This is a genomic window from Pseudomonas sp. S35 (assembly GCF_009866765.1).
Classification (GTDB): Bacteria; Pseudomonadota; Gammaproteobacteria; order Pseudomonadales; family Pseudomonadaceae; genus Aquipseudomonas.
Genome location: NZ_CP019431.1, coordinates 3,712,823 through 3,738,505 on the forward strand (window position 1 = coordinate 3,712,823; position 25,683 = coordinate 3,738,505).

General features: G+C 59.9%; 26 protein-coding genes and 1 pseudogene. 8 read left to right on the forward strand and 19 right to left on the reverse strand.

Translation table 11 applies throughout. From position 1 onward, the window contains the following. Positions 1–69 precede the first annotated feature (69 nt). Positions 70–945 (forward strand): AraC family transcriptional regulator, encoded by an 876-nt coding sequence (locus PspS35_RS16355; RefSeq protein WP_159935778.1) that lies wholly within the window; start codon positions 70–72, stop codon positions 943–945. On the opposite strand, the gene PspS35_RS16360 is transcribed toward PspS35_RS16355, so the two are convergent. From PspS35_RS16360 to PspS35_RS16375, 4 genes are all read right to left on the reverse strand, one after another. Next, a complete protein-coding gene (locus tag PspS35_RS16360) occupies positions 887–1,474 on the reverse strand; it encodes a LysE family translocator (RefSeq protein ID WP_159935779.1) in 588 nt (195 codons plus the stop codon). The genes PspS35_RS16355 and PspS35_RS16360 overlap by 59 nt on opposite strands. 98 nt (positions 1,475–1,572) lie before the next feature. Continuing rightward, positions 1,573–3,261, reverse strand: a complete 1,689-nt coding sequence (locus tag PspS35_RS16365; protein ID WP_159935780.1) for a phospholipase D-like domain-containing protein — start codon at positions 3,259–3,261, stop codon at positions 1,573–1,575. Positions 3,262–3,504: 243 nt separating this feature from the next. Next, on the reverse strand, positions 3,505–4,134 hold the full coding sequence (locus tag PspS35_RS16370; protein ID WP_159935781.1) for a ribonuclease T2: 630 nt from the start codon (positions 4,132–4,134) through the stop codon (positions 3,505–3,507). Positions 4,135–4,170: 36 nt separating this feature from the next. Further along, complete coding sequence (locus tag PspS35_RS16375; protein ID WP_159935782.1) at positions 4,171–5,151, reverse strand: Gfo/Idh/MocA family oxidoreductase; 981 nt, start codon at positions 5,149–5,151, stop codon at positions 4,171–4,173. A gap of 127 nt (positions 5,152–5,278) precedes the next feature. Here PspS35_RS16375 and PspS35_RS16380 point away from each other — a divergent pair, with 127 nt between their 5' ends. Both PspS35_RS16380 and PspS35_RS16385 read left to right on the forward strand, forming a co-directional pair. Further along, positions 5,279–5,641 (forward strand): NUDIX domain-containing protein, encoded by a 363-nt coding sequence (locus tag PspS35_RS16380; protein WP_159935783.1) that lies wholly within the window; start codon positions 5,279–5,281, stop codon positions 5,639–5,641. 261 nt (positions 5,642–5,902) lie between these two features. After that, complete coding sequence (locus tag PspS35_RS16385) at positions 5,903–6,847, forward strand: sensor domain-containing diguanylate cyclase (RefSeq protein ID WP_159935784.1); 945 nt, start codon at positions 5,903–5,905, stop codon at positions 6,845–6,847. 265 nt (positions 6,848–7,112) lie between these two features. On the opposite strand, the gene PspS35_RS16390 is transcribed toward PspS35_RS16385, so the two are convergent. Next, positions 7,113–7,322 carry an AbrB family transcriptional regulator gene (locus PspS35_RS16390; RefSeq protein WP_238785875.1) on the reverse strand — a complete coding sequence of 70 codons (210 nt, stop codon included), beginning with the start codon at positions 7,320–7,322 and terminating at the stop codon, positions 7,113–7,115. Between PspS35_RS16390 and PspS35_RS30605 the strand changes: the two are divergent. Next, positions 7,285–7,436, forward strand: a pseudogene (locus tag PspS35_RS30605) (LysR family transcriptional regulator); the annotation flags it as partial. The gene PspS35_RS16390 and the pseudogene PspS35_RS30605 sit on opposite strands and share 38 nt — an antisense overlap. A gap of 6 nt (positions 7,437–7,442) precedes the next feature. On the opposite strand, the gene PspS35_RS16395 reads toward PspS35_RS30605, so the two are convergent. The 3 genes from PspS35_RS16395 to PspS35_RS16405 all read right to left on the reverse strand — a co-directional run bounded on the left by PspS35_RS16395 (position 7,443) and on the right by PspS35_RS16405 (position 10,956). Beyond that, entirely contained in the window at positions 7,443–7,772 is a 330-nt protein-coding gene (locus PspS35_RS16395; RefSeq protein WP_159935785.1) for a hypothetical protein, read from the reverse strand. Between the two features lie 123 nt (positions 7,773–7,895). Next, positions 7,896–10,397 (reverse strand): TonB-dependent siderophore receptor, encoded by a 2,502-nt coding sequence (locus tag PspS35_RS16400; RefSeq protein WP_159935786.1) that lies wholly within the window; start codon positions 10,395–10,397, stop codon positions 7,896–7,898. Between the two features lie 121 nt (positions 10,398–10,518). Beyond that, complete coding sequence (locus PspS35_RS16405) at positions 10,519–10,956, reverse strand: DUF3995 domain-containing protein (RefSeq protein WP_159935787.1); 438 nt, start codon at positions 10,954–10,956, stop codon at positions 10,519–10,521. A 92-nt stretch (positions 10,957–11,048) separates the two neighbouring features. Between PspS35_RS16405 and PspS35_RS16410 the strand changes: the two genes are divergently transcribed. Both PspS35_RS16410 and PspS35_RS16415 read left to right on the forward strand, forming a co-directional pair. Continuing rightward, positions 11,049–11,438: a DUF2946 domain-containing protein gene (locus PspS35_RS16410; protein ID WP_159935788.1), complete on the forward strand. Its 390-nt coding sequence runs from the start codon at positions 11,049–11,051 to the stop codon at positions 11,436–11,438. A 95-nt stretch (positions 11,439–11,533) separates the two neighbouring features. Beyond that, positions 11,534–13,660 (forward strand): TonB-dependent receptor, encoded by a 2,127-nt coding sequence (locus tag PspS35_RS16415; RefSeq protein ID WP_159935789.1) that lies wholly within the window; start codon positions 11,534–11,536, stop codon positions 13,658–13,660. Between the two features lie 95 nt (positions 13,661–13,755). Here PspS35_RS16415 and PspS35_RS16420 read toward each other — a convergent pair whose 3' ends face one another. Continuing rightward, entirely contained in the window at positions 13,756–14,772 is a 1,017-nt protein-coding gene (locus PspS35_RS16420) for an ABC transporter substrate-binding protein (protein ID WP_159935790.1), read from the reverse strand. A gap of 133 nt (positions 14,773–14,905) precedes the next feature. Next, positions 14,906–15,355, reverse strand: coding sequence for a hypothetical protein (locus PspS35_RS16425; RefSeq protein WP_174244875.1), 450 nt, complete (start codon positions 15,353–15,355; stop codon positions 14,906–14,908). Positions 15,356–16,154: 799 nt separating this feature from the next. On the opposite strand from PspS35_RS16425, the gene PspS35_RS16430 reads away from it, so the two are divergent. Then, complete coding sequence (locus PspS35_RS16430; RefSeq protein WP_099585108.1) at positions 16,155–16,385, forward strand: hypothetical protein; 231 nt, start codon at positions 16,155–16,157, stop codon at positions 16,383–16,385. A gap of 72 nt (positions 16,386–16,457) precedes the next feature. Continuing rightward, complete coding sequence (locus PspS35_RS16435; RefSeq protein ID WP_159935792.1) at positions 16,458–16,694, forward strand: DUF2789 domain-containing protein; 237 nt, start codon at positions 16,458–16,460, stop codon at positions 16,692–16,694. A 5-nt stretch (positions 16,695–16,699) separates the two neighbouring features. Here PspS35_RS16435 and PspS35_RS16440 read toward each other — a convergent pair whose 3' ends face one another. The 9 genes from PspS35_RS16440 to PspS35_RS16475 form a co-directional block, all read right to left on the reverse strand. Next, positions 16,700–16,903: a hypothetical protein gene (locus PspS35_RS16440; protein ID WP_159935793.1), complete on the reverse strand. Its 204-nt coding sequence runs from the start codon at positions 16,901–16,903 to the stop codon at positions 16,700–16,702. A gap of 113 nt (positions 16,904–17,016) precedes the next feature. Further along, complete coding sequence (locus tag PspS35_RS16445) at positions 17,017–18,612, reverse strand: methyl-accepting chemotaxis protein (protein WP_159935794.1); 1,596 nt, start codon at positions 18,610–18,612, stop codon at positions 17,017–17,019. A gap of 183 nt (positions 18,613–18,795) precedes the next feature. Next, a complete protein-coding gene (locus PspS35_RS16450; protein ID WP_010564800.1) occupies positions 18,796–19,200 on the reverse strand; it encodes a TraR/DksA C4-type zinc finger protein in 405 nt (134 codons plus the stop codon). Positions 19,201–19,537: 337 nt separating this feature from the next. Then, positions 19,538–20,560, reverse strand: coding sequence for an ABC transporter permease (locus PspS35_RS16455; protein WP_024076018.1), 1,023 nt, complete (start codon positions 20,558–20,560; stop codon positions 19,538–19,540). Between the two features lie 31 nt (positions 20,561–20,591). Next, positions 20,592–22,145 (reverse strand): sugar ABC transporter ATP-binding protein, encoded by a 1,554-nt coding sequence (locus PspS35_RS16460; protein ID WP_159935795.1) that lies wholly within the window; start codon positions 22,143–22,145, stop codon positions 20,592–20,594. 65 nt (positions 22,146–22,210) lie between these two features. After that, positions 22,211–23,140, reverse strand: a complete 930-nt coding sequence (locus PspS35_RS16465; RefSeq protein WP_159935796.1) for a sugar ABC transporter substrate-binding protein — start codon at positions 23,138–23,140, stop codon at positions 22,211–22,213. Between the two features lie 48 nt (positions 23,141–23,188). Further along, positions 23,189–23,365, reverse strand: a complete 177-nt coding sequence (locus PspS35_RS30085) for a hypothetical protein (RefSeq protein ID WP_012723783.1) — start codon at positions 23,363–23,365, stop codon at positions 23,189–23,191. Positions 23,366–23,493: 128 nt separating this feature from the next. Then, positions 23,494–24,522 (reverse strand): Gfo/Idh/MocA family oxidoreductase, encoded by a 1,029-nt coding sequence (locus PspS35_RS16470; RefSeq protein WP_159935797.1) that lies wholly within the window; start codon positions 24,520–24,522, stop codon positions 23,494–23,496. A gap of 135 nt (positions 24,523–24,657) precedes the next feature. After that, positions 24,658–25,668, reverse strand: coding sequence for a Gfo/Idh/MocA family oxidoreductase (locus PspS35_RS16475; protein ID WP_159935798.1), 1,011 nt, complete (start codon positions 25,666–25,668; stop codon positions 24,658–24,660). Between the last annotated feature and the right edge of the window lie 15 nt (positions 25,669–25,683).

The window sequence follows — 25,683 nt, forward strand, 5'->3', positions numbered from 1 at the left end:
AACAATCCACAGTTTTGTATAAGGCTGCTCCCCTGCTCATTTGATCGCCGCCAGGGAGCGCCTGCCCATATGACCGCTGCTACCGCACCACTTTTCTGGCGTGACCCGGCATTGGCCTTTGTCGAAGCGCGGACCATCGCCGACGGGCGCAAGGTCACATACACCCGTCACGCCCATGAGCATTTTTCCATCGGTGCGATCATCCAAGGGCGCAGCTATTACCACTACGGCGCCGAGACCTTTCAAATCAGTGCCGGCACGGTGGTGTTGATGAACCCCGGCGATGTGCATGCCTGTAATCCCATCGACAACGAGCATTGGTCCTACCACATGCTCTACCTCGATACGCCGTGGCTGACCGACCTGCAATACCAATTGGGTTTCAGTACCGACCAGGGTTACCGGGCATTCAACACGCCCCACACCCGCGACCCGCTGCTGTACCGCGGCTTGCTGGCGCTGTACCGGACGCTGGTGGATGAACAGGCCGAGTTGCTGCAAAAGCAGAGCGCACTGGTGAGTTTTTTCAGCGACGTGCAGCAGCGCCTGAACCCGTCACTCACGCCCCTGCGTGAGGTGAACCACAAGCTGGAACGGGCTGCTGACTATATCCGCGAACACTGCACCGACGCCTTGAAACTGGAAGATATTTGCCTCGCGGCCGAGCTGTCGCCGTCGTACCTGATCCGTGCATTCAAGCAGTATTACGGGTTCACGCCCCATGCTTTCCTGGTGAACCAGCGCATCCAGTTCGCCCGCACCCAATTGCGTAACGGTGAGCTGATCGCCAATGTCGCCTTGGCCGCAGGCTTTGCCGACCAGGCGCATTTCCAGCGCGCCTTCAAACTGCATTTCGCCGCCACGCCAGGCCAATACCGCGACCGGCTCAAGCCATCAGCAAATAACCCACACTGGCCACCAGCAACGCGGCCATTGAGCGGTTGAATACGCGCACGCCCTGGGGGTTGCTCAAGTAGCGGCGCAGGAAGGTGCCCGCATAGGCCCAGCACGCCACCGACAGGTAGCAGATCACCAGGTAGAGGCTTGCAAACAGCCACACCTGGCCCGCGTCGCCATCCGCCACAAACAGCCCCATTCCCGCGACGCAGGCCAGCCAGGCCTTGGGGTTGAGCCATTGCATGATCGCGCCATAGAGCATCGACGGGGCCGTGGCCGTGCCCTCGGCGTCCAGGCGACCATCATCGACGGCCAGTTTCCAGGCCATGTAGAGCAAAAAGGCGACCCCGCCCCATTGGATCAACTGGGTGAGGATCGGCCAGCGCACCAGCACTTCATGCAGGCCCAGGCCAATCAGCACCAGCAACACGGTGAAGCCGACGGCGGCGCCGAACACGTGTTTCTGGCTGGCGACAAACCCGAAGCGCGCACCTGAACTCAGCGCCACCACATTGACCGGTCCGGGCGTGATGGAGGTGGCCAGGGCGAAGGCAGCCATGGAAATAATCAAGCTCATTGCAGTTCCCTTTTCATGGTTAAGCATAAAGAGGGCACCACGGTATAAGGCCAGGCCAGAACGGTATTGAACAAAATCACCCTGGGCCGACGGCTCGCCTACTTCACGAACAACTCACGGTCCCGGGCTTTCACATGCCCTGGGCGATAGTAGGCGTCGAACCAGGTTTTCTCGCCCGCCGCCGGCGGCTTCGCCAGGCGCAGGGTTTGCAGCGCACCGGGCTTTTTCGCGTTGACGCGAAAGTGCAAATGATCGAACAGGCGCAATGCCTCGATGGCATAGACCACGGCGATCTTGCGGTCTTCGATACGAATCAGGTGGTCGCCGTTGTTCTTCTCCCCGCCCCCGGCCAGGTTGGATGAGCCCGTGTACACCGTGGGGTTGGCACCGTTGAAATCGGTGACCACAAACTTGTTGTGCACCATGTTCCCGGCATTGCCCGACCATTCCTCCTTGAACGGCGCCGGCGCATTGCCCGCCAGGTAGGCGAACGGTAACAACCCCACCGAACCATCCGGCTTGCGCACTGCCAGCTTGCCGGTGCGCTGCGCCACGCCGTAGGAAAACAGCGCACGCTGCATCAACTCATCCAGCGCACTGCGCACTTTGCCGCTGATCTGGCTGAGGAACACGATGGAATAAAGCACCGAACTGGTGGCCTGCTCGATGCTGGCAGCGATGGGGTCAAGGGACAACGCACTGTCGGCATGGGGAGCAAAGCACAGCGAAACCTTGGAACCGGGCTGGTCGCGCACTACCCACCATTGTTGCGCCAGCGGATGCTTGCGAAAGGTCGCGGGCGCGGTCCAGTAAGCCTCGAACACCTGCGCAAACTTGCCGGCCACCGTCGTGTCGTCGAACAACAGCACGTTATTGGCCTGGATATACAGGCCACGCAGGGCAAAGTTAGTGGAGCCGCCCAGCACCCGGATCGCCTGGCCTGCGCGGCGTACGATCAACACTTTGTTGTGTTGCTGGCTGGAGAAATGCAGGCGCTTGACCTGCGCCCCGGCAGCCGCCAGGCGCGCAGCGCTGAGGCTTTCGCAACTGTCGGCGGCGCCCTGCTCGCCATGGTCGTCGATGATCACCCGCAGGCGTGGGCCGAGCTGTTCCAGGCGACGCAGAATGTCCGGCTCCTTGCTTTCGTAGATCAGCGCGTCAAGGGTCAACTCAGGGTCATTCGCCACTTGGTCGAGCACTTGTAGAATCAGTTGCCGCGCCTCGAAACCCAGCCATTGGTAATTGGCTTCAAAGGGCCTCATGTCCAGGTCCAGATAGGCCTTGGGTGCGGAGCCTGCCGGCGGCAGGATGCGTGTTTCATTGGCAAAACGATCGCCATACGCCTGGGACGACGCGAAGCCTCGGGTAAAGCCGATATTCACGAAGTTGTTCAGGGTCTGGGCTTCGAGGCTGACCTGGCCTTCCACGCCGACGCCCTTGCGCAGGGTACCGTCGGCGCTCATGTAGCAGGCCGTGACACGGTAGCGATACACCCCGGCAAGGATCTCGCTGGGCACATGGATCCAGCGGAATTTCTGGAACGGCGCCTCGGTGGAAGGAAAGCTGCGCGGCCGCGCAGGCGTCGGCGGGTAGTCGAAATGCAGGCGGTTGTGCAACACACCCCAGTGGCTGGCACCGGGGTAGCGCACCTCAATGCTGAAGCCAACGAAGTCAAAGGTGGCGAGGTCGGGCGCAAGGTCGAACGCCAGCAATGCAGCGCCTTCCCCACGGTACAGCTTGAAGGTCAGGCCTTGAAAAGTGGTCTTGCTCTCGAAGTCGGTAGTCACGGTGCGTCTCCTCCTGGAAGACCCCCATACACCGGACGGGGCCGAAGCCCGCTCACCACTGGGAGGCGGTCTTCTACAGTCTAGCGCCTCCTTTGCTTGCAGCTACCCAATGCGACCATGATCCAGCTCATAACCGTGGCAGTACGGGCAATGCAACACACGCGGGCCCCAGCGCCTGGGCAAGGTGACATTGGCGCAATTGGCCGAAGATCTTGACGAGCGCTCCCGGCTGGCAATGCTGCCTTAGCGCTGCGCAGGAATGCGGATATCCCCCTCGCGACATTGGGTTTTCACGCTGCGCGGGCAGCCGGCGAATGCCAGGTCCTTGGTCAGGCACACGCGCACTTCTGACAGCACCTTGCCTTTGCAGATCACCGCCAGGCCATGATTGCCCAGGCGCGGGTTGCTTTCGCGAAACAACGCCTCGATTTCACGGGCCGGTAACGACGGCGGCGTATTGAAGGGCTGCAATTGCCCAGGAATGACCACCACGCCCAAGGCGGCATCGGTCTTGTCCAGGTAGGCCAACGGCTCAAGTCCCGTGCAGGTGCCATGTTTGACCCACTCGTGCTTGAGCAATGAGCGCGTGGGAAACAGTGCGGCGCCCTTGTCCATTTCTTCGCGGGTCAAGCGCGACTGGGGCTCACAGGACGCTGGCCACCCGCCTTTCGCGTACTGCGGCCATAGACCGTGCAGCACAAAACCATAACCCTTGCCCGAACATTGCTCGTTATCCGGGTGCGTCAGGCAAAACGTCGGCGACCAGGACAACGACAACACGTAGTAGTCAAACTCCCCAGGCGTGCCCTGACTCCGCGGGGCCGCCACTGCGCCCATAGCAAACACAAGGCACAACGCCATCCAGTATCTCATCCGTCTATTCCTTGAAAAAAAACAGGTTTATCGCGTCTAGCCTGGATGATGGGGGTTGCGTTGCAGCACCTTGTCCAGAATCCGGTCGGTCTTTAATGCCTCGATCGCCAGCGAAGGGTGCTCGGCTTCACCGCGAATATGGGCGTTCATGGCCAACACGTGGTGCCACTGGATATGCGCATGGCACGGCACGTCCAGCACTTCATGGGTCTCGCCTTCAAGGTGCAGCGGCTGGTCTTCGAAGACCGAGAACTGGATGCGCCCGCGACTGCCGATCAACTCGACCCGATCCTCGCGGCGGTCGGCGACAAAGTTCCAGCAGCCCATGCCCAACGCGCCGCAGCTGAACGTCCAGCAGGCTGTCACCGCATCTTCAGCCGCATAGCGCCCGGCCTGGCGGGCAGTAAAGCCCGAGACTTCGACGATATCGCCGGCCAGGTACTGGAACAGATCAAACCCATGACTGGCCAAATCGGCAAAGTAGCCACCGCCGGCAATCAGCGGGTCGGTGCGCCAGTTTGCGCTGCTTGCGTCTTCGGCACCTGGCGGTTTGCACAGGGTCCAGGTGAGGTGGCGCAGCTCGCCGATGCGCCCATCCCGCAGCCAGTCGCGCACTTGCTGGAAACGTGGCAGCGAGCGCCGGTAGTAGGACACGAACAGGTGCAGCCCAGCACGCTCGAACGTGCGTTGCATCAACGCGCTTTGCTCGGCGTTGAGCGACATGGGTTTTTCGACGCAGCAATGCTTGCCGGCCGCCGCCACCATCAAGCTGTATTCCAAATGGCTGTCGGGTGGCGTGGCGATATACACCGCGTCCACTTCGGGGTCGTTGATCAGCGCCTGGGCGTCGGTAAAGTAGCGGGCAATGCCATGACGTGCCGCGTAATCGCGCACGGCCGCTTCACGGCGCCCCATCACGGCCACCAGGGCCGAACCTGGCGCTTTGTAGAAAGCGGGTCCACTCTTCAGTTCAGTAACACTGCCACAGCCGATCATCCCCCAGCGTACGGTGCTCATCTGTTTCCCTCGTGCGTTTTGTTCAGTCGGGCAGTATCCACATACCCGTCGCGACACGCCATAACCACTTAGCATGACAATTGCATTACACTTTTATGACATTCATCCCGCTGCGGGGGCACAGACGATGAAAATCAGGGCAACAGTCATTTGCGAACACGAGGGGCATATCCTCTTCGTGCGCAAAAGCAGATCCAAATGGGCCTTGCCAGGGGGCAAGGTCGAGCGCGACGAACGCCCGGTGGGCGCCGCCGAACGCGAGCTGGAAGAAGAAACCGGGTTGAACGTGGACGGCTTGCTGTACTTGCAGGAGCTCAAGGCGCGGGACACGCTCCATCATGTGTTTGAGGCCTCCGTGATCAATATCGACGAAGCCCGGCCGTGCAACGAAATCGTCGACTGCCAGTGGCACGCCTATGCTGCCCTGGACCAACTGGACGCCACCGACGCCACCAAGCACATCGTCAAATCCTTCCTGCGTCGCCTGTAGTTCAGCGCTCTGCCAACCCTCGTTTCACCAAGCCATTTACAGCCTGCCGTTCGACAAAGGATTTGACGAACGCGGCAGAAAGCCAGAGGCCATGATGCGATCGAGGTCGATGATTGAAGTCACGCTCAGTACCCCGCTCCGGGCCTCGCCCGTGGTAACGCACGCACCACGACCTCTCGTCTGCTGCCCCGGCTGGCGCTTGACTCGGGGCACCGTTCAAAAGAGGCTCTTGGCTAATCGCCACCATCCCGAGCATTCCCCATGAGCATCGCCCCTCCGAGCCAGCCCGACAGTGACGTGTACCGAACACTGCTGGAGTCGACCAAGGCCATCCCCTGGCGCATTGATTGGCAGACCATGACCTTCAGCTACATAGGGCCGCAGATCGAGGCATTGCTGGGCTGGACCCCGCAAAGCTGGGTTACGGTAGACGACTGGGTAGAACGCATGCACCCGGATGACCGTGAATACGTGGTGAATTTCTGCGTATCGCAATCACGCGCCGGCGTGGACCACGAGGCGGATTACCGAGCACTGACAGTGAACGGCGACTATGTATGGATTCGTGATGTGGTGCACGTGGTGCGCAAGGACGGCGAAGTGCAAGCACTGATCGGCTTCATGTTCGATATCAGTGAGCGCAAGAAAACCGAAGAACACCTGGTCCGCCTGCAAAAGCAACTCGAGGAATATTCCTACCAGGACGGCCTCACCGGCATCGCCAACCGGCGCATGTTCGACACCGTGCTTGAGCGCGAATGGTGCAGCGCGTTGCGCAGTCAGTTGCCCCTGTCGCTGATCATCCTGGATATCGATTTTTTCAAGCAGTACAACGATCACTACGGCCATATCAAGGGCGACGAATGCCTGCGCCAAGTGGCAGGCACCCTGTCGCTGGCGGCCAACCGCCCCAGGGACTTCATTGCACGTATCGGCGGTGAAGAGTTTGTCTGGTTGCTGCCGGAAACCGACGCAGCGTCTGCCAGGCAAGTGGCGCAACGCTGCCTGCACTTGGTCTGCCAGCAGCAGATCGAGCATGGTTTTTCTGCGGTATCGAACCTGCTGACCCTTAGCCTGGGCGTGGGTACGCGCATTGTTAGCCCTGGCGGCGCGATGCTGGACTTTGTCGAGGATGTCGACAAGTTGCTGTACCAGGCCAAACGCAACGGGCGGATGCGCGCGGAATTCAGCGCGAGTGAAATTTGACGCGAAAGTCAAATCGCAGGCAAAAAAAATCCCAAGTAGCTGATGGAAACTTGGGATTTAAAAATGCATAAACCGTGGGAGGTGAACGCCCGGCTATAGTAACGATTGTCAAAACGCGCAACAAGATTATTTTAATCCTTTCGTCGGATTAAAAGTGTTCTAAGTCCTTCAATAACCACATGTTTTTTAAGGTGGCCCGGGATATAAGTGCCACTTTTTGGTGCAACTAACGCGCACATCTCCACTTATAAAAAAGGGTTATTAATTACCACAAGGCAGCACGCTTTAAAGGCTGCTCGTCAGGCACTTGGTTCAACAGACGATACAACGGCAGGCACGCGGCCTGGATCAAGCGCATGCGGATCACCTGCATCGCCGTCACCAATGTTACCGCCAGGCCCAACGCCTGGGCGGTCAGCCGGTTGGAAGATGAGCTGGGGGTGGCCGGTGTGTCTTTCGAGCCGGCGCAATTCATGCACTTCAACCTATGTTGGCGCGCCACTGAGTACCTGTCCCAGGCCAATCGACGGTTTATTGAAACGGCGAAGGTTTTTTCCAGGAAGATGCCGGCTCGCCGCTGTCTCGGTAAGCCAGATCATTTGCGCGCCACTTTGTAGCGTACGCAGTCCTGATAGAAGCTCTGGCGGATTGCCTCGGGCTTGAGGCGTGAACGGCTGTCGTAGGTCTGCTCGGTGATACCCATGGCCATCATGCGCATCCACGACTTGTTGAACTTGAGCGTCTGGATCTTCTGCCGCGCGGCGTACAGCGACACCCCCGACAGCTTGAGCTCCTGGGCCCTGGCGGCGGTGCCGGCGCCCCAACTGCACATGTACTTGTCACCCTCGCGCAGCTCCCGTGCCTGCACAGCTGCTGCGCCGCCTGCCAGGGTGCAGGCGATCAGCATGATTCCAACATTGCGCATTTGCATCCCCACCTAACCGCCTGAAAATAAACGCGATTCTGGCGAGGATTTTGTTACAAATGGGCCACTAAATTGCCTTATCGGTGACTGTGGCGAGCGGGCTCACTACAGAGGTCTAGGTACTTACCACTGGTAGGTGGCACTCGCCTGCACCGTACGTTGCGAGCCATACCAGCACCATGAGTACGAGTAGCACGACGCGACGTACTCTTTGTTCGCCAGGTTGGTAGCGTTAAGCGCCAGGCGCAGGTTGTCCTTGAGGTTGACGATATTCTGGATGTCGTAGTGCACCGCCGCATCGAACAAGGTGTAGCCCGGTACTTTCAGCGTGTTGGCCGTGTCGCCCCAAGATGAGCCGACATAACGCGCACCGGCACCGGCACCAAAGCCCTTGAGGTTGCCGTCGTGGAAGGTGTAGTCCGCCCACGCCGACGCGGTGTGACGCGGCACCGCATAAGTGGTGGTGCCTTCGGCATTGATGGCCGGGCCTACGCCGATGTCGCTGATGGGCGCATAGCGCACGGTGTTGTTGGACTTGCTGATGCGGTTATCCAGGTACGCATAGGCCGCGGTGATGTCCAGGTTGTCATTGAGGCTGGCCTTGCCTTCCAGTTCAAACCCACGCGATTGCACTTCACCGTCCTGGCTCTGGCAGCGACCGGTGCCGCACAGGTGCGTGGGGTCCGGGTCGGTGGTCAGTACATTGCTCTGGCGCAGGTCAAAGATCGCTGCGGTGATAAAGCTGTTGCTGCCCGGCGGCTGGTACTTGATGCCGATTTCATACTGCTTGCCTTCAGTCGGCTTGAACACCGAGCCGCCATACCCGGTGCCCGATTGCGGGTTGAAGGATTCCGAGTAGCTGGCATACGGCGCCAAGCCATTATCAAAGAGATAGACCAGGCCAATACGGCCGGTGAAGGCTTTGCTGTCCAGCGAGGATTGGCTCTTGACGCCCGTGCGCAGGGTCTTGGTGGTGCTGTCGGTGCTGGCCCAGTCATAGCGACCGCCCAGCAACAACACCCACTTGTCCCACTTCATCTGCTCTTGCAGGTAAACGCCGGTCTGCTCGCTGCGCGACGTAGCGTCGGAGGTGTACGCAGGTACCGCAACGGCCGCGCCATAGACCGGGTTGAAAATGTCCAGGGTCGGCCCGGCGGTGTAGGTGCCTGAGCCGGACAGGGTGTCGGTGCTGGTGTTCTGATAATCGAGCCCCATCAACAAGGTGTGCTGCAACGGGCCGGTGTCGAATTTGGCCTGCACCTGGTTGTCGAGGGTATAGGCGTCCATGTCCACGTCGGTGGCGATGGTCGAACGGCGGATGGTCCGATAATCCGTCAGCAGGTAGTTGCTGTAGAGGCTTCGGTACTGGCCCTCGCTGCGCAGGTAACGGGCGTTCTGGCGCACGGTCCAGACATCGTCGAAGTGGTGCTCGAAGGCATAGCCGATGGAGTAATACTCGCGGTCACTCTTCTCGAAGTTCTTTTCACCGTCATAGAAATCCACATCGATGCTGCGCCCGGTCGGGCTGTGCAACACCGAGCCCCAGGCCGGCACCGAACCGTAGGACGCCCCTTTGGGGTCCTTCTGGAAATGCCCGAGCAGGGTCAGCGACGTGGCGTCGTCCGGGCGCCAGGTGAACGCCGTGGACAGCGACTGACGGCGGGTCTCGGTGTGTTCGACCTGGCCATCGGCATCGTCGAACAGCCCGGCGACGCGGTAGGAGTACACACCCTGATCGTCAATCGGCCCGCTCAGGTCGAAGGTGGTGCGCTTCTTGTTGAAGGTGCCATATTCCACGCCCACTTCATGAAACGGTGTGTCCAGCGCACGCTTGGTGACCATGTTGATCACCCCGCTCGGCGTGCCCTGCCCGTATAGCACCGACGCAGGGCCACGCAGCACTTCGACGCGCTCCAGGTCGAAGGCGTCTTTTTGCGGCAAGGCATCACGGCTCGATGGCATGCGCAGACCATCGAGGTAGGTGGCCGGCGCGAAGCCACGGATGGTCAGTTGGTCCAGGCGCGAGGCGGTAGCGCCACGGGTTTCCGGAACCACGGCAGCGCTGTAGCGCAGGATCTGATTGAGGCTCTCGGCGTTCTGCGCACGCATCTGGTCTTTGGTGACGATGGAGATCGACTGCGGGGTTTCGATCAGCGCGGTGTCGGTCTTGGTGCCCGACAAACTGCGCGTCGCCACATATCCGGACACCGGTCCGGTGGGGGTTTCGGCCTGGTAGGCGCCGCTGATGGTGGTGGCTTGCAACTCCAGGGCGCCGCCGTTATCCGGGATGGCTTCCAGGCGGTAGCGGGCGGCGGAGATCTTCAAGGCTTGCAAACCCGTGCCGGCCAGCAGTTGGTTCAGGGCCACGTCAGTGTCGTATTGCCCGCTCACGCCATTGCTGCGCTTGCCTCGGGTCAAGCTTGCATCAAATGCCAGCACCAGCCCCGCCTGCTCGGCCAGACTATTGAGCGCCTGGCTCAAGTCACCGGCGGGAATCGAGAAGCTGCGCAGCGCGCTGCTGCTTTCTTCGGCGAAGACAGACTGGACGTTCAGCAACGGCACGGCGGCAAAAGCCATCGCCACTGACAAGGCCAGTGGATGCAAGGGACGGGCGAGGCGCGACATGGGAAATCCTGGTAATAGAGGTTCTATTAACCATGACGGCCAAGTTCAGAAATCGGGCAAGGATGAGAGCAGTTTTTATTTGAGCGTGTTTTTTCGGGGCTTGCGAAAGGTGATCAGGCCTTCACCCCCACGCCACCACCAACAACCCCACCCCCAACACCAGGCACAATGGCGAATAAAACCACGTGTCCATCCTCGCAAACCGCGACCCGCCGACCTTCTTGAAAAACCCTACCAGCTCCGAGTCCCCAATCGCCCTGGCAAACATCACCAGCGCTATCGCACTGATCCCCCATTGCAGCGCCCCATGGGACACCGGCGAGAAATACAACCCGGCGCGCAGGCACACCAACAGTGCGATCGCCACCAGCCCCATCGCCACCAAAAAAGCGCCCAATGCCGACGGTTTAAACGCCGGGCGTGGCCCACGGGCGAATTCACCGGGCAGTTGGGGGATAGCCGCAAGGCTGCCGAGTTTGCCACCGGCGGCCCAGTACAGGTGGACCATACTGATGCAGGTAAAAATGCCGACAATCCAGCGTGCGATGACAAAGCTCATGGCTGGCTCTCCCTCAAAGGTGCGAAACAGGATAGTCGCCCAGGGATTTTTTGCAGGCATTTCGTCGGCGGCTGGTGCTAAAGTGCCGCCCCATGAAACTCGCCCGTGCCGACCGCTCGCTCATTGCCTGGATGCTGTATTGCTGCGTCCTGTTCAATGTGTTCGCCTGCAGTATTGGCCACGGGCAGATGGTGGGCATGCAGCTCAATGGCATCGGCGGTCAGTTCTGTACCGTGGACCCGCGTACCCAGGCGCCCAAGCCGACCAACCCCACCGAAGAGAACCTGCCCACGCTGTCCAAGGCATTTGGTTGCCCGCTGTGTTCCACCGGCGGCATGGGACCGGCGCTCAGCTCCAGCCTGAATGTGGCGGTGCTGCCACAACCTCACGCACCACCGCCAGCAATCGTCGCCGCCGCTGACATCCCTGCCCGCTTCACCTGGCCCACGGCCAACCCGCGCGCGCCACCTGCCTGCGCCTGATTCCTTTGCTTTCCGATCCGCACTGACCACCGTTTCCCCAGGGAAATACGGACGGCCGTGCGTTGTTTTCAAGCCAAGTTTTTCAGGATGCACCCATGAAACATTTACCCCTGTTGGCGGGCCTGTTCGGCTGCCTGCCTGTCTGCACCTGGGCCATCGAGCTGGCCCCGACCACCATTGATGGCCAATCAATTGCCGAACCCGGCCTGGCCCTGGACCAATCCAGCGGCGTGGCTTCGCGCTTGGGACTAAGCGTGCGGGAAACCCCGGCGTCGGTGGCCATTGCCAATCGCAACGCTATCGAGCGCCACGGCGCCAAGACCTTCCGCGACGCGGCCAACACCCTGCCCGGCGTCAACGCCAGTGCGCCGCCGGGGTTTGGCGGTTTTGTGTCTTATCGTGGGTTTACCAGCAGCCAGATCACCCAGATGTTCAATGGGATCAACGTCGCCACCGGTCTGGCGCGGCCGGTGGATGCGTGGATCTATGACCGAGTGGAACTGGTCGGCGGCCCCTCCTCCCTGATCAACGGAGCCGGCTCCGTGGGCGGTTCGCTCAACTACGTCACCAAGTTGGCGAACCGCGAGGAACATGCCGCCGAAGGCCAACTGACTTATGGCAGCTATGACACCGCCGGCATGGCCTTCGGTGTGAACCATGCCCTGACCGAACCGGGCGCCGAGGTGCAGCACTATGCGCGCCTGGATGTCAGCCGCAACACCCAGCACAGTTACATTGACCGCGCTCAACGCGATGCCTGGAGCTTGGCGTTTTCCCTGCTCAGCGACCTCACCCCAGACCTGTCCCACACCCTGGCCCTGGAATATCAGGACGAACATGAAGACAGCCCGTATTGGGGCACGCCGGTGCTCAACCCCAAGGCAGGCGAACTGAAGATCGACACGCACAACCGTTTCAACAACTACAACGTGGCAGACGGTCGTTATGAACAGCGCACGCTGTGGGCTCGCTCGATCATTGATTACCGGATCAACGACAGCACCACGCTGAAAAACACCCTCTACCACCTCGACAGCCAACGCGACTACCGCAACCTGGAGACCTATCAGTACAACGCCAATAACAGCGCGGTGAACCGCTCGACGGCCTACCAGGTGCGCCATCAGGGCGAACAGAACGGCAACCAGTTCGAACTGCGCCATGACACCAGCGTATTCGGCCTCTCGACCACCTGGTCCGGCGGTTTCGAGTACAAGGTCAACAGCACCACCAACACGCCTTGGAATGTGCCCGGCACCAGCACGGTGGATCCGAACAACTTCAACCCAGGGCACTTCTACGACATCCCGCGAACCCAGGAGACGTTCGGTAAGGACAAGACCAATGACGTCACCACCAAGGCGCTGTTCGTGGAAAACAGGCTGGGCCTCACCGATAAACTCGCGCTGCTCACCGGCCTGCGTTATGACGCCATCGACCTGGATGTGAGCAACCACCGGGTGGTCACGGCCGCCAACCCACGGCACGTCAAGCGCAGCTGGGAGCCGGTGACTGGCCGCGTAGGCATGACCTACCAGTTCATTCCATCGGCCCAGGTGTACGTGCAATACAGCACCGCCGCCGAGCAACCGAATACCACCACGCAGGTGTTCGATGTATCGACCGGCAAACAGTGGGAAGTGGGCAGCAAGTTCGACTACTTGGGCGGTCGTGGATCGGCCACCGTCGCCGCCTACAGGATCGAACGCAAAGACTTTGCCGTGACCGACCCGCAGGACCCGACCAACAGCATCCCGGTTGGCGCGCAGTCGTCCAAAGGCATTGAGTTGGCCAGTTCGCTACGCATCACACCAAAGCTGCTGGCAGAGGGCAACTTCGCCTGGGTGGATGCCGAGTACGACGCGTTCAACGAGAAAATCGCCAGCGGCGCCGTGGTTTCGCGCAAGGGCAATACACCGACCAACGTGCCCAAGCGCGTGGGGAATCTGTGGCTGACGTATGATTTCGCCGAAGACTGGCAAGGCGGCGTGGATGCACGGTATGTCGCCGAGGTGTACGCGGATAACGCTAACACGCTGACCGTACCGATCTACACGCTGTTCGGTGCGTTCCTGCGCTATAAAGTGGATGCGCGCACCTCGGTGACTGGCCGGGTGCGTAACTTGACCAATGAGGTGTATGCCGAGTTTGCCCATGTGTCGCCGGCTTACTACCTCGGCTCGCCGAGAACCTTTGAGGTGGCGGTCCAAACCAGGCTCTGACAGGCAAATAGCTCAACCTGTGGGAGGGGGCGCTGTATCAGTCACCTGTGTATTGACTGATACAGCGCCATCGAGGCACGCCCCCCCATTGCTGATCATTTCAGGCTGGTCTCAACCTTGTGCGCCACATCTTCGGTCAACCAGGCCTTCCACACCTCAGGATGTTCTTTCATAAACGCCTGAGCCACTTCCCGTGGCGGTGTGTGGTTCTCGCTCATGGTCGCCAAGGCTTTGTTCAAGGGGTCGATCGGGAACTCAACCTTCTCGAAAAAAGCCGCAATCTGCGGATGTTCCTTCTGGAACGGCGCGGACACACCGATACTCAACTTGGACGCCAGTGACCGAGTGGGCTTTGGATCAGGATTATCCGCATCGGTCAGCGTCTTCCAGGCCTCGGCGTCGAACGGAGGCTCTTGCAACTGGATCAATTTATAGCGGCCCATCAAGGGCGTCGGCGACCAGTAGTAGAACAGCACCGGCTTGCCCCGGCGGATCGACGAGGCGATTTCGGCATCCAGTGCCGCACCCGAACCACTGCGAAAGTTCACATAGCTGTCGTCCAGGCCGTAAGCCTTGAGCTTCTGCTTGTTGACCACTTCCGAGGTCCAGCCGATGGGGCTGTTGAGAAAGCGTCCTTTGCCTGGGGATTCCGGGTCTTTGAACACGTCCTTGTAACGAACCAGGTCTTTCACGCTTTTAAGGTCCGGCGCCAGAGGCTTGATGCCCTTGGCGGGATCGCCCTTGACCACGTATTCCGGTACCCACCACCCCTCGGTGGCACCTTTGACCGTATCGCCCAAGCCCACCACCTTGCCGTCGGCTTCGGCCTTGACCCACACCGGACTGCGTCCTGCCCACTCCTCCCCGATGACCTGGATGTCGTTCTTGGCCAGGGCGGTTTCCAGCGTGATGGTGGTGCCGGGCAAGGTGTCGGTAGGCAGTTCGTAGCCCTTCTCGACAATCACTCGCAATATTTCGGTGATCAGGCTGCCGCTTTCCCAGTTCAAGTCGGCAAAGTGAACCGGCGCTGGCGCAGCCGAAACAGGCAGTGAAGCCACTGACAGACTCAGGGTCGTCAACGACGCAGCCAACAGCGCTCTCAATCCTTTCATGCCCTTGCACCTCGCAATATCGCAGCAAACAGCGGACGGCTTTGCTGCCTATGCGCGAAGCCCCTGAATAGTTAAGTCAACTCAACTGTAGTAGAGGTTCCGGGAGATAAAAGGTGTTCGTCGTATTGGCAGATTATTCGCTGGCCTTGAAGGTGACCAACTCGCCCTTGCGCCATTTGGCGGCCTTGCCGGTCACTGCCTTGAGGGTCTTGGTCAAGCCTTCTTGCAGCTGTTCATTGGCTGCAAATACCAGCATCACGCTGTGGCCTTCCTTGAATACGATGCCCTGGCCCTCGGCCGAAGAAACAAAGGCATAGTCGCCCAGCCCATACACCGTCAACTTGATATCGCGAAACTTGAGTTCGAACTTGCCGCCTTCACGACTGGGCAATACCGCTGCACGAAAATGGTCACCCACTTTGAGCTCCAAACGCGGCTTGTCATCTACCACCATCGCTGTTTCGGTATCGATTTCGGCGATGTAGATGCCTTCCGGCGTCTGCTCAGTGATGTAAACGAAACGGGATTGAAACTGCTTGACCAACTTTGCGCGCAAATCACCCAACACAAACAACGCATGCATATCCAGATTACTGACTGCCAAGGAAACGCCCCCACATCGAAAAAAGCACCGTCCGCCAGAGCGGGCAGCACAAAGAAACGGCCAATTCGGCACGTTCACACAACACAATTTTTGAAAAAAACTGAAGAAAATTCCGCCGCTGAGCCATGAGACTAGTACATACGTACAGGATGGGCTTTGTGCAAGCTCATCAGGCACCGCAGGAAATCACAGGTTCATTAACCAGAGAATACCGGTTGACCCGCTTCAGAGAATAACCCTATTAAAAACGTAGTTTCCGACAACTCATACAAACAAAAATACCCTGATATGGAACCAGATTCTGGTTACCGACGACAATACTAAAACAGCAACACGGTGCAAAACCACCCGTAACGCTGCTGGTGCGTCAACAAGACCGATCGACAGGAGCTGACCATGCAACGACGTCAATACGAAGCCACGTCTTCCCGCACTCGTTCATCATGTCAGGACGAACGCCAATACTACTGCTTGAACAGTCCTAACGGGTACTCCAATTCAGTTCTTTACCAAGTTGTACCGGCCGGCCGGAATTTCTTTCATATCCTTGAAGTGACCAGCGGAAGAATCAGAGGCTTTCGCAGCGATCACATCCAAGCCTGCGAACTGGCCAAACGACTGGAGGCCTCCCTGCACCGCGGTATCGTTTCGTCACCCGGATGACTTTACTGCGCCGCCGCCCCTCAACAACTGCCATACTGGCCCGTCCATTGAAATTTGCCCTTGTGGGGGCCAGGTTTCATCAGTGCAGTTAGTTACCTCGAAGGGAAGGCTATACGTGACGGAATTTGATATTGGCGAATTTTTTATCCATGGCGACGCAAGGGAAGTAGACGGAGAGTTTCAAGCGGTGATCGTGATGCGCGCCAAGCCGCCGCTGACTACTGTCACGACGCACCAGGTGGAAAAAGACCGTTGGTTCAAGACACTCGACACCGCTGCCATCGCCGGAAAAGAATCCGCCCTGGCGCTCAAGACTGCCGTAGATTCAGGCGCACTCACCTCCTGACAATCTGATCGAACTCTAGCGCGCCCCGGGCCTCCGATGGGTACTGCTTTAAAAAACCGCATGGAGAACCAAATGGACGCGCCGCTACCTACGCTCGAAACGCTATTTGAACAATTGGGCCTGGACTCAACGCCCGAAGCCATCGATGCGTTCATTGTTGCGCACCCGCTGAGCGACAACGTGAAGCTGGTCGATGCGCCCTTCTGGACGCCGCAACAGGCGCAGTTTCTCAAGGAAGAACTGCGCGAAGACGCCGACTGGGCCATCCCGGTGGATGAGCTGAACCAGCGCCTGCACCAATCGCAGTAACCGGCTCAATGCAGGCTGTCGGACTGCTCCAGGCGTAACAGCACCTGCCAGGCAGCTCTGCATTCCTCGGCCTCATCGCGGCTGGCGAAGGCGGTGCCGCGCTGCTCGCCATTGAGCAGCACGACCCAACAGGCTTTCTGGCCCAGCGCGCGCAGGGTCTGGGGTACGCCACTGCCGATCATCACGGCAATATCGACTTTGTTTTGCATGGGCTTCTCGCAGGATTAGTTAGCTGGCTAACAATATGCGCCATGCTACGGTTTTCCTTGCTCTGGAAAAAGCTATCCCCGGAATAGCTTCATTGCATAAACAGCAATAATCCCTAGCGCGCAGCCTTTGCCCCCTCAGGTTTATACCCCAGGCGCAAGCCGCCCCAATGCCGCCCCTTGACCATGATCGGTACCGACAGGTCGTGCATCAGCTCGCCGGTATCGCGGGTGTAGGTCTGCAACAACACTGCTTGCTGATGGCTGCCGCAGCGAATCCCGGTACGGTCTTCAAACTTGCGCTTGGTGCGGTTCTGCGCCGCATCGACCTGGGCATCGCCGGTCAGCGCCAGAGAAAACGCCTTGTTATGCGTCGGGACGTAGCCCTGAGGGGTGCAGGCGATGGCAAACACCAAGCCTTCATGACGCGGCAGCAGCGCTTCCTGGATCGCTGGCAGGACCTGATCGGTATAGCCATCGAACCGCGTGTGATATTTGCTTGGACGGGTGTTGGGAATCGGCGTGTAACTGCGATCGAACAGGTCTTCCAGGCTGATGCGGCTTTGCTGCACATCCGCTTCAAATTGCGCGCTGATGCGGCTGGCGCCCTCACGCGCCAGGTCGTAGACGCGCTGGTGGTAGTCATCCAGCCCGACCTGCGCCAAACGCTCGCTGATGGTTTCGGCCTGGCCTTCCATTTGCACTGCGGCCTCAGCCAACTGGCGGGTTTGCTGGTCGCTCACGTCAAGATCGCTGCGCATCTGCTCCACGGCATGGAACAGGCTGTCGAGCTGGGCGCGGTTGGTGTCGGTGCCTTGGGCGATTTCATTGACCTGCCCTTCTACATCCGCCGCCAGGCTGGCGATGCTGTGCAACTGCTCGCCTGCCTGCTCAACCTGCTCCACGCCAGTGTGCAGGTCCGCCGACAATTGGCGAATCTGCTCCACCACCTGGGCGGTGCGCTGCTGGATATCCGCCACCATCACCCCGACTTCATCGGTGGCCGTGGCCGTACGACCGGCCAGCCCGCGCACTTCGTCCGCCACCACGGCGAACCCACGCCCATGCTCGCCAGCGCGCGCTGCTTCAATGGCCGCGTTAAGCGCCAGCAGGTTGGTCTGGCTGGCGATGGACTGGATCACCAGGGTGACGCGCTGGATTTCTTCACTGCGCTGGCTCAAGGCCTCGATCAGCTCGCGGCTCGCGTTGGCGCGCTGGCTGAGCTGGTGCATGCGGGTAATCGACTGGGCCAGCACTTCACGACCTTGCGTGCTGCGCTGATGGGCTTGGCTCGCCGCGCCCAAAGCCTCGCGGCTGAGTTGGGAGGTGACTTTCTCGGTGCCGATCATCACTTCGGCGCTGCTGACAATTTGCTTGGCCGCGCTCAATTGCGACTGCACGCGTGCAGCCAGTTGCTTGACCGAATAGGCCACGCCGGCGGCGGACAGGGCGTTGTGGCTGGTGGTATAGGACAGGTCGCGGGTCAGCTCGCCAATGGCATCGGTGGCAGCAGACGGTGCAATCACAGGCTTGGGGCTTTTCAGGCGAGGCAGCCAGATCACCAGCACGGCCAGTGGTAGGCAAACGTAGAGCGGCAAGCTGGCAAATGCCAGGCCCAGCAGTACCAGCACCAGGGCGGTGCTCTGCATAAGCGGCGTCAGCCAGCCGGGCAACACGCGCACCACCGTGTGCGGTGGCACTGCTGCGCCCATCAGAGTTCCGTCTCCAGCCATCTTCGTTACCCCACTGTTTGTCATTATTATCTGCGCATTAAACGCCACTATCAGGCCATTATCTATGGGCCTTTAGTGGGGTAACGTGCAGTAGATCAATAGACGGGGCGTAACGGGTCTTTCTCCGGGGAACCGCGGGTGCGGCCCCCCAGCTTCACCGCATCAGGCTTGGCGCTGGTGCTTGTCGATCTGCTCGTGGCGCTCTTGCGCTTCGATGCAGTACTTGGTGGTCGGGCTGATCAGCAGGCGCTTGAGGCCGATAGGCTCGCCGCTGTCGTCGCACCAGCCAAAGGAATCTTCCTTGATGCGCTCCAGTGCGCGTTCAAGCTGCGGCAACATACGCTGGTCGCGGTCGATGGCATTGACCAGCCAGGTACGCTCTTCTTCCACGGAAGCGGCGTCGGCCGGGTCAGCCGGGGTGTCCAGGCTTTCAATGGCGATACGGTTCTGTTCAATGCGCTCGTGGTGTTCCACTTTCATGTCTTGCAGCAACTGCTCAAAAAAAGCGTGCTGTTCGGCATTCATGTAGTCATCCGCCGGCATGGCCAGCAACTTTTCCTTTGTCATTGATTTCTCTATAAAAAATACGTGCATTAAGGCGAATAAGGGAGCGTTCCGGCCGACCTGTGCAGGTCTCGGAAGGGCGCCATCCGTTCCAAGCGCCACCCGGCACTCAATTTACGAGGGGCGGCAGTCTAAGGCCGACTTGAGGGCGCAGCAACTGAAAAGACAGGCATTTTTTCCGATACAACCCCAAAAGGCACCAGAGCGGGCTTGGTGAACGGTCATCGGAGTGCGTTTATAGCAGGAAAGTTCGTAGAGCAGCTATAAGCCGCAAGCTGCAAGCGACAAGCTGTAAAGCTCATCGACTTGCCGCTTGCGGCTTATCGCCAACCGCTACCCGTCAGCGTTTGAGCTTGCGCTTGTTGCGGTATTGGTCGATCACCACTGCCACCACAATGATCAAGCCCTTGATGATGTCCTGGATGTACGCATCCACCCCCACGAAGGTAAACCCACTGGCCATCACCCCAAGGATCAGCGCACCGATCACCGTGCCAGTGATGCGCCCTACCCCGCCCGCCAGGCTGGTGCCGCCGATTACCGCTGCGGCAATCGCATCCAGCTCATAGGACATGCCCATGCCCGCCTGCCCAGTGGCAGCGCGTGCCGAAGCCACCACACCGGCCAGGCCTGCCAGGAGGCCGGCGATGCTGTAGACGATGATCAGGTGACGCTTGACGTTGATCCCCGAGGTCCGCGCCGCCTGCATGTTGCCGCCAATGGCGTAGGTGTACTTGCCGTACTTGGTGTAGCGCAGGGCAATGTGGAAGATTACCGCCACCACCAGGAAGATGATCACCGGCATCGCGCCGTGGCCGATGGCCGTGTACGAATCCGAGAGCATGCTCACCGGCTGGCCTTCGGTGTAGTAACGCGCCAGGCCACGGGCCGACACCATCATGCCGAGTGTCGCGATAAACGGCGGGATACCGGTGACGGCGATGATGCTGCCGTTGATCGCCCCCGCCAATAGCCCCACACCCAAGCCCATCGCCACGGGGATCCACACCGGCAGATCGGTCAAGCTTGGGAACACGGCCCGGGAAAAATCGGAAGTCTGCGCCAAGCTGGCAGCGATCATCGCCGACAGCGCCAGCACGGAGCCGGACGACAAATCGATCCCCGTGGTAATGATTACCTGGGTCACGCCAATCGCCAGCAGGCCGATGATCGACACTTGCAGGATCATCAGCACCAGGCGCTGGGAGTTCATCAAGAAGCTCTGGTCACGCACGATCCAGCCGAACAACTCGAACACCAGGCCGATGCCGATCAGCACCAGGAAGATGCTCAGCTCGGTGGGCAGTCGCCGCCGGTGCTTGACCGGGGCCGTGGCAGGCTTGTTGTCTGTTATTGCGTTCATAGCCAATCACCTTCTTATTCTGTGCAATTCTTCAGTGGACCACGGACATACCGGAGGCCAACTGCATGACTTTTTCCTGGGTCGCATCCGCACGGTCCAGGGTGCCCATCAGTTCACCTTCGTGCATCACCATCACCCGATCGCTCATGCCCAGCACTTCAGGCAGCTCCGAGGAAATCATGATTACCGCCATGCCTTCGCTGGCGAGGAAGGAGATCAAGCGATAGATCTCGGCCTTGGCCCCGACGTCAATGCCCCGGGTCGGCTCATCCAGGATCAGTAGCCGTGGATTGGTCATCAGCCAACGGGCGAGCAAGGCTTTTTGCTGGTTGCCACCGGACAAGGTGTCGATGCACTGCTCCAGCGAAGGGGTTTTCACCCGCAGCTTCTTGCACATGTCTTCACACAAGGCACGCAGGGCTTTCTGCTGGATAAAGCCGTTGCCCGAATAATGCGGCAACACCGCCATCTCCATGTTTTCCAGCACCGACAGGCACGGGAACAGGCCACTGAGCTTGCGGTCCTCGGTCAACAGCGCAAAGCCTTTCTCGATGGCCATGTGCGGGTCGGTAATGCGCACGGCAGCGCCATCCAGGGTGATCTGCCCGCTGCTGCTGGGGGTGATGCCAAAGATGGTTTCCGCCACGTTGGTGCGGCCCGAACCCATCAGCCCGGCAATACCCAGGATCTCGCCAGCATGCAGGTCGAAGGAGACGTCCTTGAACACGCCGTCCAGGGTCAGGTCGCGCACCGACATCAGCAGCTCGCCAATAGGCGTCTCGCGCACCGGGAACAACTGGCTCAGCTCACGGCCCACCATCATCGAGATCAGGCTGTCGCTGTTCATGGTGTCGGCACGTTGCAGCCCGATGTACTGACCGTCGCGGAACACCGCCACTTCATCGGCGATGGCAAACACTTCGTTCATTTTATGGGTGATGTAGACGATGCCTTTGCCCTGGGACTTGAGGTCGGCGATGATCGAAAACAGGTGGGCCACTTCCTTCTCGGTAATCGCCGAGGTGGGCTCATCCATGATCAGGATGTCGGAGTCGTAGGACACCGCCTTGGCGATCTCGACCATCTGCCGCTCGGCGATGCTCAGGTTGCCGACCTGTTCTTCAGGGTCGAGGTTGATCCGCAGGCGCGCCAGCAACTCGGCGGTGCAGCGGTGCATTTCGCGGTGGTTGACCATGTGCAGGCTGTTGAGCTGTTCGCGGCCAATCCAAATGTTCTCGGCGATGCTCATGTGCGGCATCAGGTTGAGTTCCTGGTGGATCATCGCGATCCCCGCCTTCTGCGCCGCCAGGGGTGTTTCAAACACGATCGGCTTGCCACGCAGGCGGATTTCGCCGGCGTCGGGCTGGTAGATGCCGGCGATGATTTTCATCAAGGTCGACTTGCCCGCACCGTTCTCGCCCATCAGCGCCAGCACGGTGCCTGGGCGCACACGCAATTGCACGTCGGCCAGGGCCACGACGCCGGGAAAGCCTTTGCTGATGTTGACGATTTCCAGCAGGTAGGGTTCTTCCAGCGGCAGCGGCTGGATACCGGGGGGCTGCGAGACAGCGGCTTGAGCGAGCATAGGGAGGTACTCCATCAGCAGGGCGGGCACGACCGCCCTGCCGGTTTATTGTTGTTATGTCAGGGCTACTTGAATTCTTTGACGTTGTCCGGCGTGATCAGCCGGAACGGGATCACCACGTTCTGCTCGATGGGCTCGTTTTTGGCCATCTTGCGCGCCGTCTCCACCGACTTGTCCGCCTGGCCCTTGGCGTCCTGGAAGGCCGACACGGTCATGTCGCCTTTGCTGATCGCGTTCAGGCCGTCCGGCGTACCGTCCACACCGGCGATTAATACGCCTTTCTTGCCCGCCGATTTGAGGGCCATGGCAGCACCAATCGCCATCTCATCGTTGTTGGACAACACCGCCTGGAAGTCGCGGCCCTGGGTCAGCCAATCGTTGACCAGGGTCATGCCTTTGTCACGCGACCAGATACCGGTCTGTTCCTGTTCGATCTTGATACCGGGGTACTTGGCCAGTACTTCCTTGACGCCCTTGGTGCGGTTGGTGGTGGAGTTGTTCGCCAGGTCGCCCAGCAGGATCACGATGTTGCCCTTGCCGTCGAGTTTTTCGGCGATGTACTGCATTTGCAGCTTGCCCGCCTCGACATCGTCGGAAATCACTGCCGCGACGCCCGGGGCCAGTGTCGGGCTGTCCGGACGACGGTTGACGAACACCAGCGGGATTTTCGCGGCCGTGGCGGCCTTGATGATGTTCGCGGTCGACGCGGTATCCACCGGGTTGACGATGATGGCATCGACCTTCTGGCTGATAAAGTTCTCTACTTGGCTCAGTTGTTTCACCACGTCGGCGCGGGCGTCTTCGAACTGCAGCTGCACGCCGTCGCCTTTCGGATAGGACTTGGCTTGCTTGTCCATGTCTTCGCGCAAGTAGGTGAGGAAGGTGTCATCGAAGGCGGACATGCTCACGCCTATCTTCAGGTCGGCAGCCGAGGCAACACCGCTGGCGAGCAGCATCGACAGGGCCAGCGCGGTAAAACGGATCGGGGTCTTCATGAACGGTCTGTCTCCACTTTCTTGTTGGTTTTTTGGACGTTGCGTTTATCAGAGCTCGGCGGGCAGTCGTACGACCGGTGCGCCAGGAATGCAGCAGACCAGCGCGCCTTTGTTTTCGACGCACAGCACATTAAGGAAGGAGAAGTAGAACGGCCGGGCGCGGGGCAGACCGCGTGGCGTGTGAGCAGGGCGTAAAACTCGCAGTACAGCGTTGAAGATTTTCATCTGACGGTACCTGGTTGTTTTTGATCTTGTTTTTGTTGAGTCGTCGGGGTCGAGCCCAAGACGTACTTTATGCAACCTGGAAAAGACTTTATTGGAAAATAATTTCCATATCAACCTGTTTTAGAATTTTATTCTATTTTTGTTGAAACCACCTGCTGGCGCTCGGCGCTCAGGCGTGCGGCGTCCAATATACGGGTGGTTTCCAGCGCGTCATAGGCGTCTACCGGTAAAGGTCCCTGCCCTTGCACAGCGGTTTGCAACTGGCGGTAGAACTGCGTCCAGCAGCCCTTTTCCGACGGCACCCGTTCACGCTCATCCCCTTGCTCGAACCAGCCCCAGCGTCGGTGCTCCTCGGCGCCCCAGTGCTCGCCTTCGGTTTTTGGCGATTTGCCGGCCATCAGCGCTTCTTCCTGGCCGTCGAGCCCGTCGACGGTGTAGCAACCCAAGCTGCCACTCACACGAAAGCGCGGCGCCTGGCTGTTTTGCAGGGCATTGCCCCATAGATGGGAAATCACGCCGCTGGCGTGGGTCAGGGAGACGAAAAAACCGTGGTCGACGCTGGGGTGTTCTGCGCTGTAGTGCAATTGTGCAAACACCCGATCCACCGGGCCGAACAGTTGCAGCGCCTGGTCCACCAAGTGGCTGCCAAGGTCGCGCAACCAACCGCCACCACTGGCATTGCCCACGGCTTGCGGGCTGTAGCGTTCGACCCGGGATTCAAAACGGCTGACGGTGCCCAGGGCACCGGCGTCGATCAGCTTGCGCAGGGTCAGGTAGTCCGAGTCCCAGCGCCGGTTCTGGTAGACGCTGAGCAGCACTTCATGGCGTTCAGCGGCGGTGATCAGCGCCTGGGCCTGTTCGGCATTGGCGGCAAAGGGTTTGTCGCTGACCACCGCGACGCCGTGTTCGATGGCTTCCAGCACCAGGGCCGGGCGGCCCTTGAGGGTGGTGGAGATCACCAGGGCGTCGACACCGGCTTCGACGATCTGGCCGATGGAGTTGAAGGCCGCCAGGCCAGGGTGGTCGGATGCCAGCTGTTGGCGGCGCTCGGGGGAGCGTGTAACGACGCCAACAAACGTGGCGCCAGGCAATGTTGCAATCAGCGGCGCATGAAAAAAGCGCCCTCCATGGCCGTAGCCGACTAGTCCGATTCGCATGATCAACTCCTGAATTGAATTGCAAACCCAATCAACCGTGGGAGGGGGCTTGCCCCCGATGAGGGAGTCTCAGTGGATGCATCTATAACTGACACAGTGTCATCGGGGGCAAGCCCCTCCCACATTGACCGAGTGTCAGCCGTAGAAGTGCGGACGATCCGGCAAGCTCACCTTGACGATCTGCTCACTGCTCTGCGCTTGGATACACGCATCCGCCGCTACCGCTGCAGCAAAGCCATCCCACGCCGACGGCCCGCCGACTTGCCCGGCCCGCACGCTATCGATAAAGGCCTGCAACTCCACGTCATAGGCACCGATAAACCGATCCTTCCAGTCCATCAGAATCGCGTTGGACAGCTTGGCACCGCTGCGCAATTGCACCTGTGAAGGCTCCGGCAATTTGGCGATACCGGTCTCCCCCACCACTTCGCACTGGATGTCGTAGCCGTACTGGCAGTTCACAAACACTTCCACGTCGATGCGCGTGCCCTTGGCGGTTTCCAGCAGCACGATCTGCGGGTCGCGCAGGTGCGCCAAGGCCTTGCTGGTCTTGCGCGGGAACACCACCTGCACGGAAACGTAGTCGTCATTGAGCAACCAGCGCAGCACGTCCAGCTCGTGAATCAGCGTGTCGGTGATCGCCATGTCGGTCTTGTAGTTCTCGCCCACCGTCGGGTTGCGGTGCGCGCAGTGCAGCATCAACGGCTCGCCGATCTGGCCGCTGTCGATCACCGCCTTGAGGGCGCGATAACCTTCGTCGTACGGGCGCATGAAGCCCACTTGCACCAAACGCTTGCCGTGGGCCACTTCGGCCTCGACGATCTTGCGGCAGCCTTCGGCGGTCACGGCCAAAGGCTTTTCACAGAACACCGGCTTGCCGGCGGCAATGGCCGCCAGCACGAACTCTTCATGGCTCGGGCCCCACGAGGTCACCAGCACGGCTTCAACCTGCGGCGAGTTGATCAGCGCATGGCCGTCCGGATACACCTCGGCGTCCAGCTTCAACTCGGCAACCACCTTGGCAGCTTGCTCAAGGTTGATGTCGGTCACTGCCACCACCTGGCTGTTGAGCAAGGTCTGGCTGCAACGACGAATATGGTCACGGCCGATGGCACCGGCACCGATCACTCCAAGCTTCAACGACATACAAACACTCCTCTT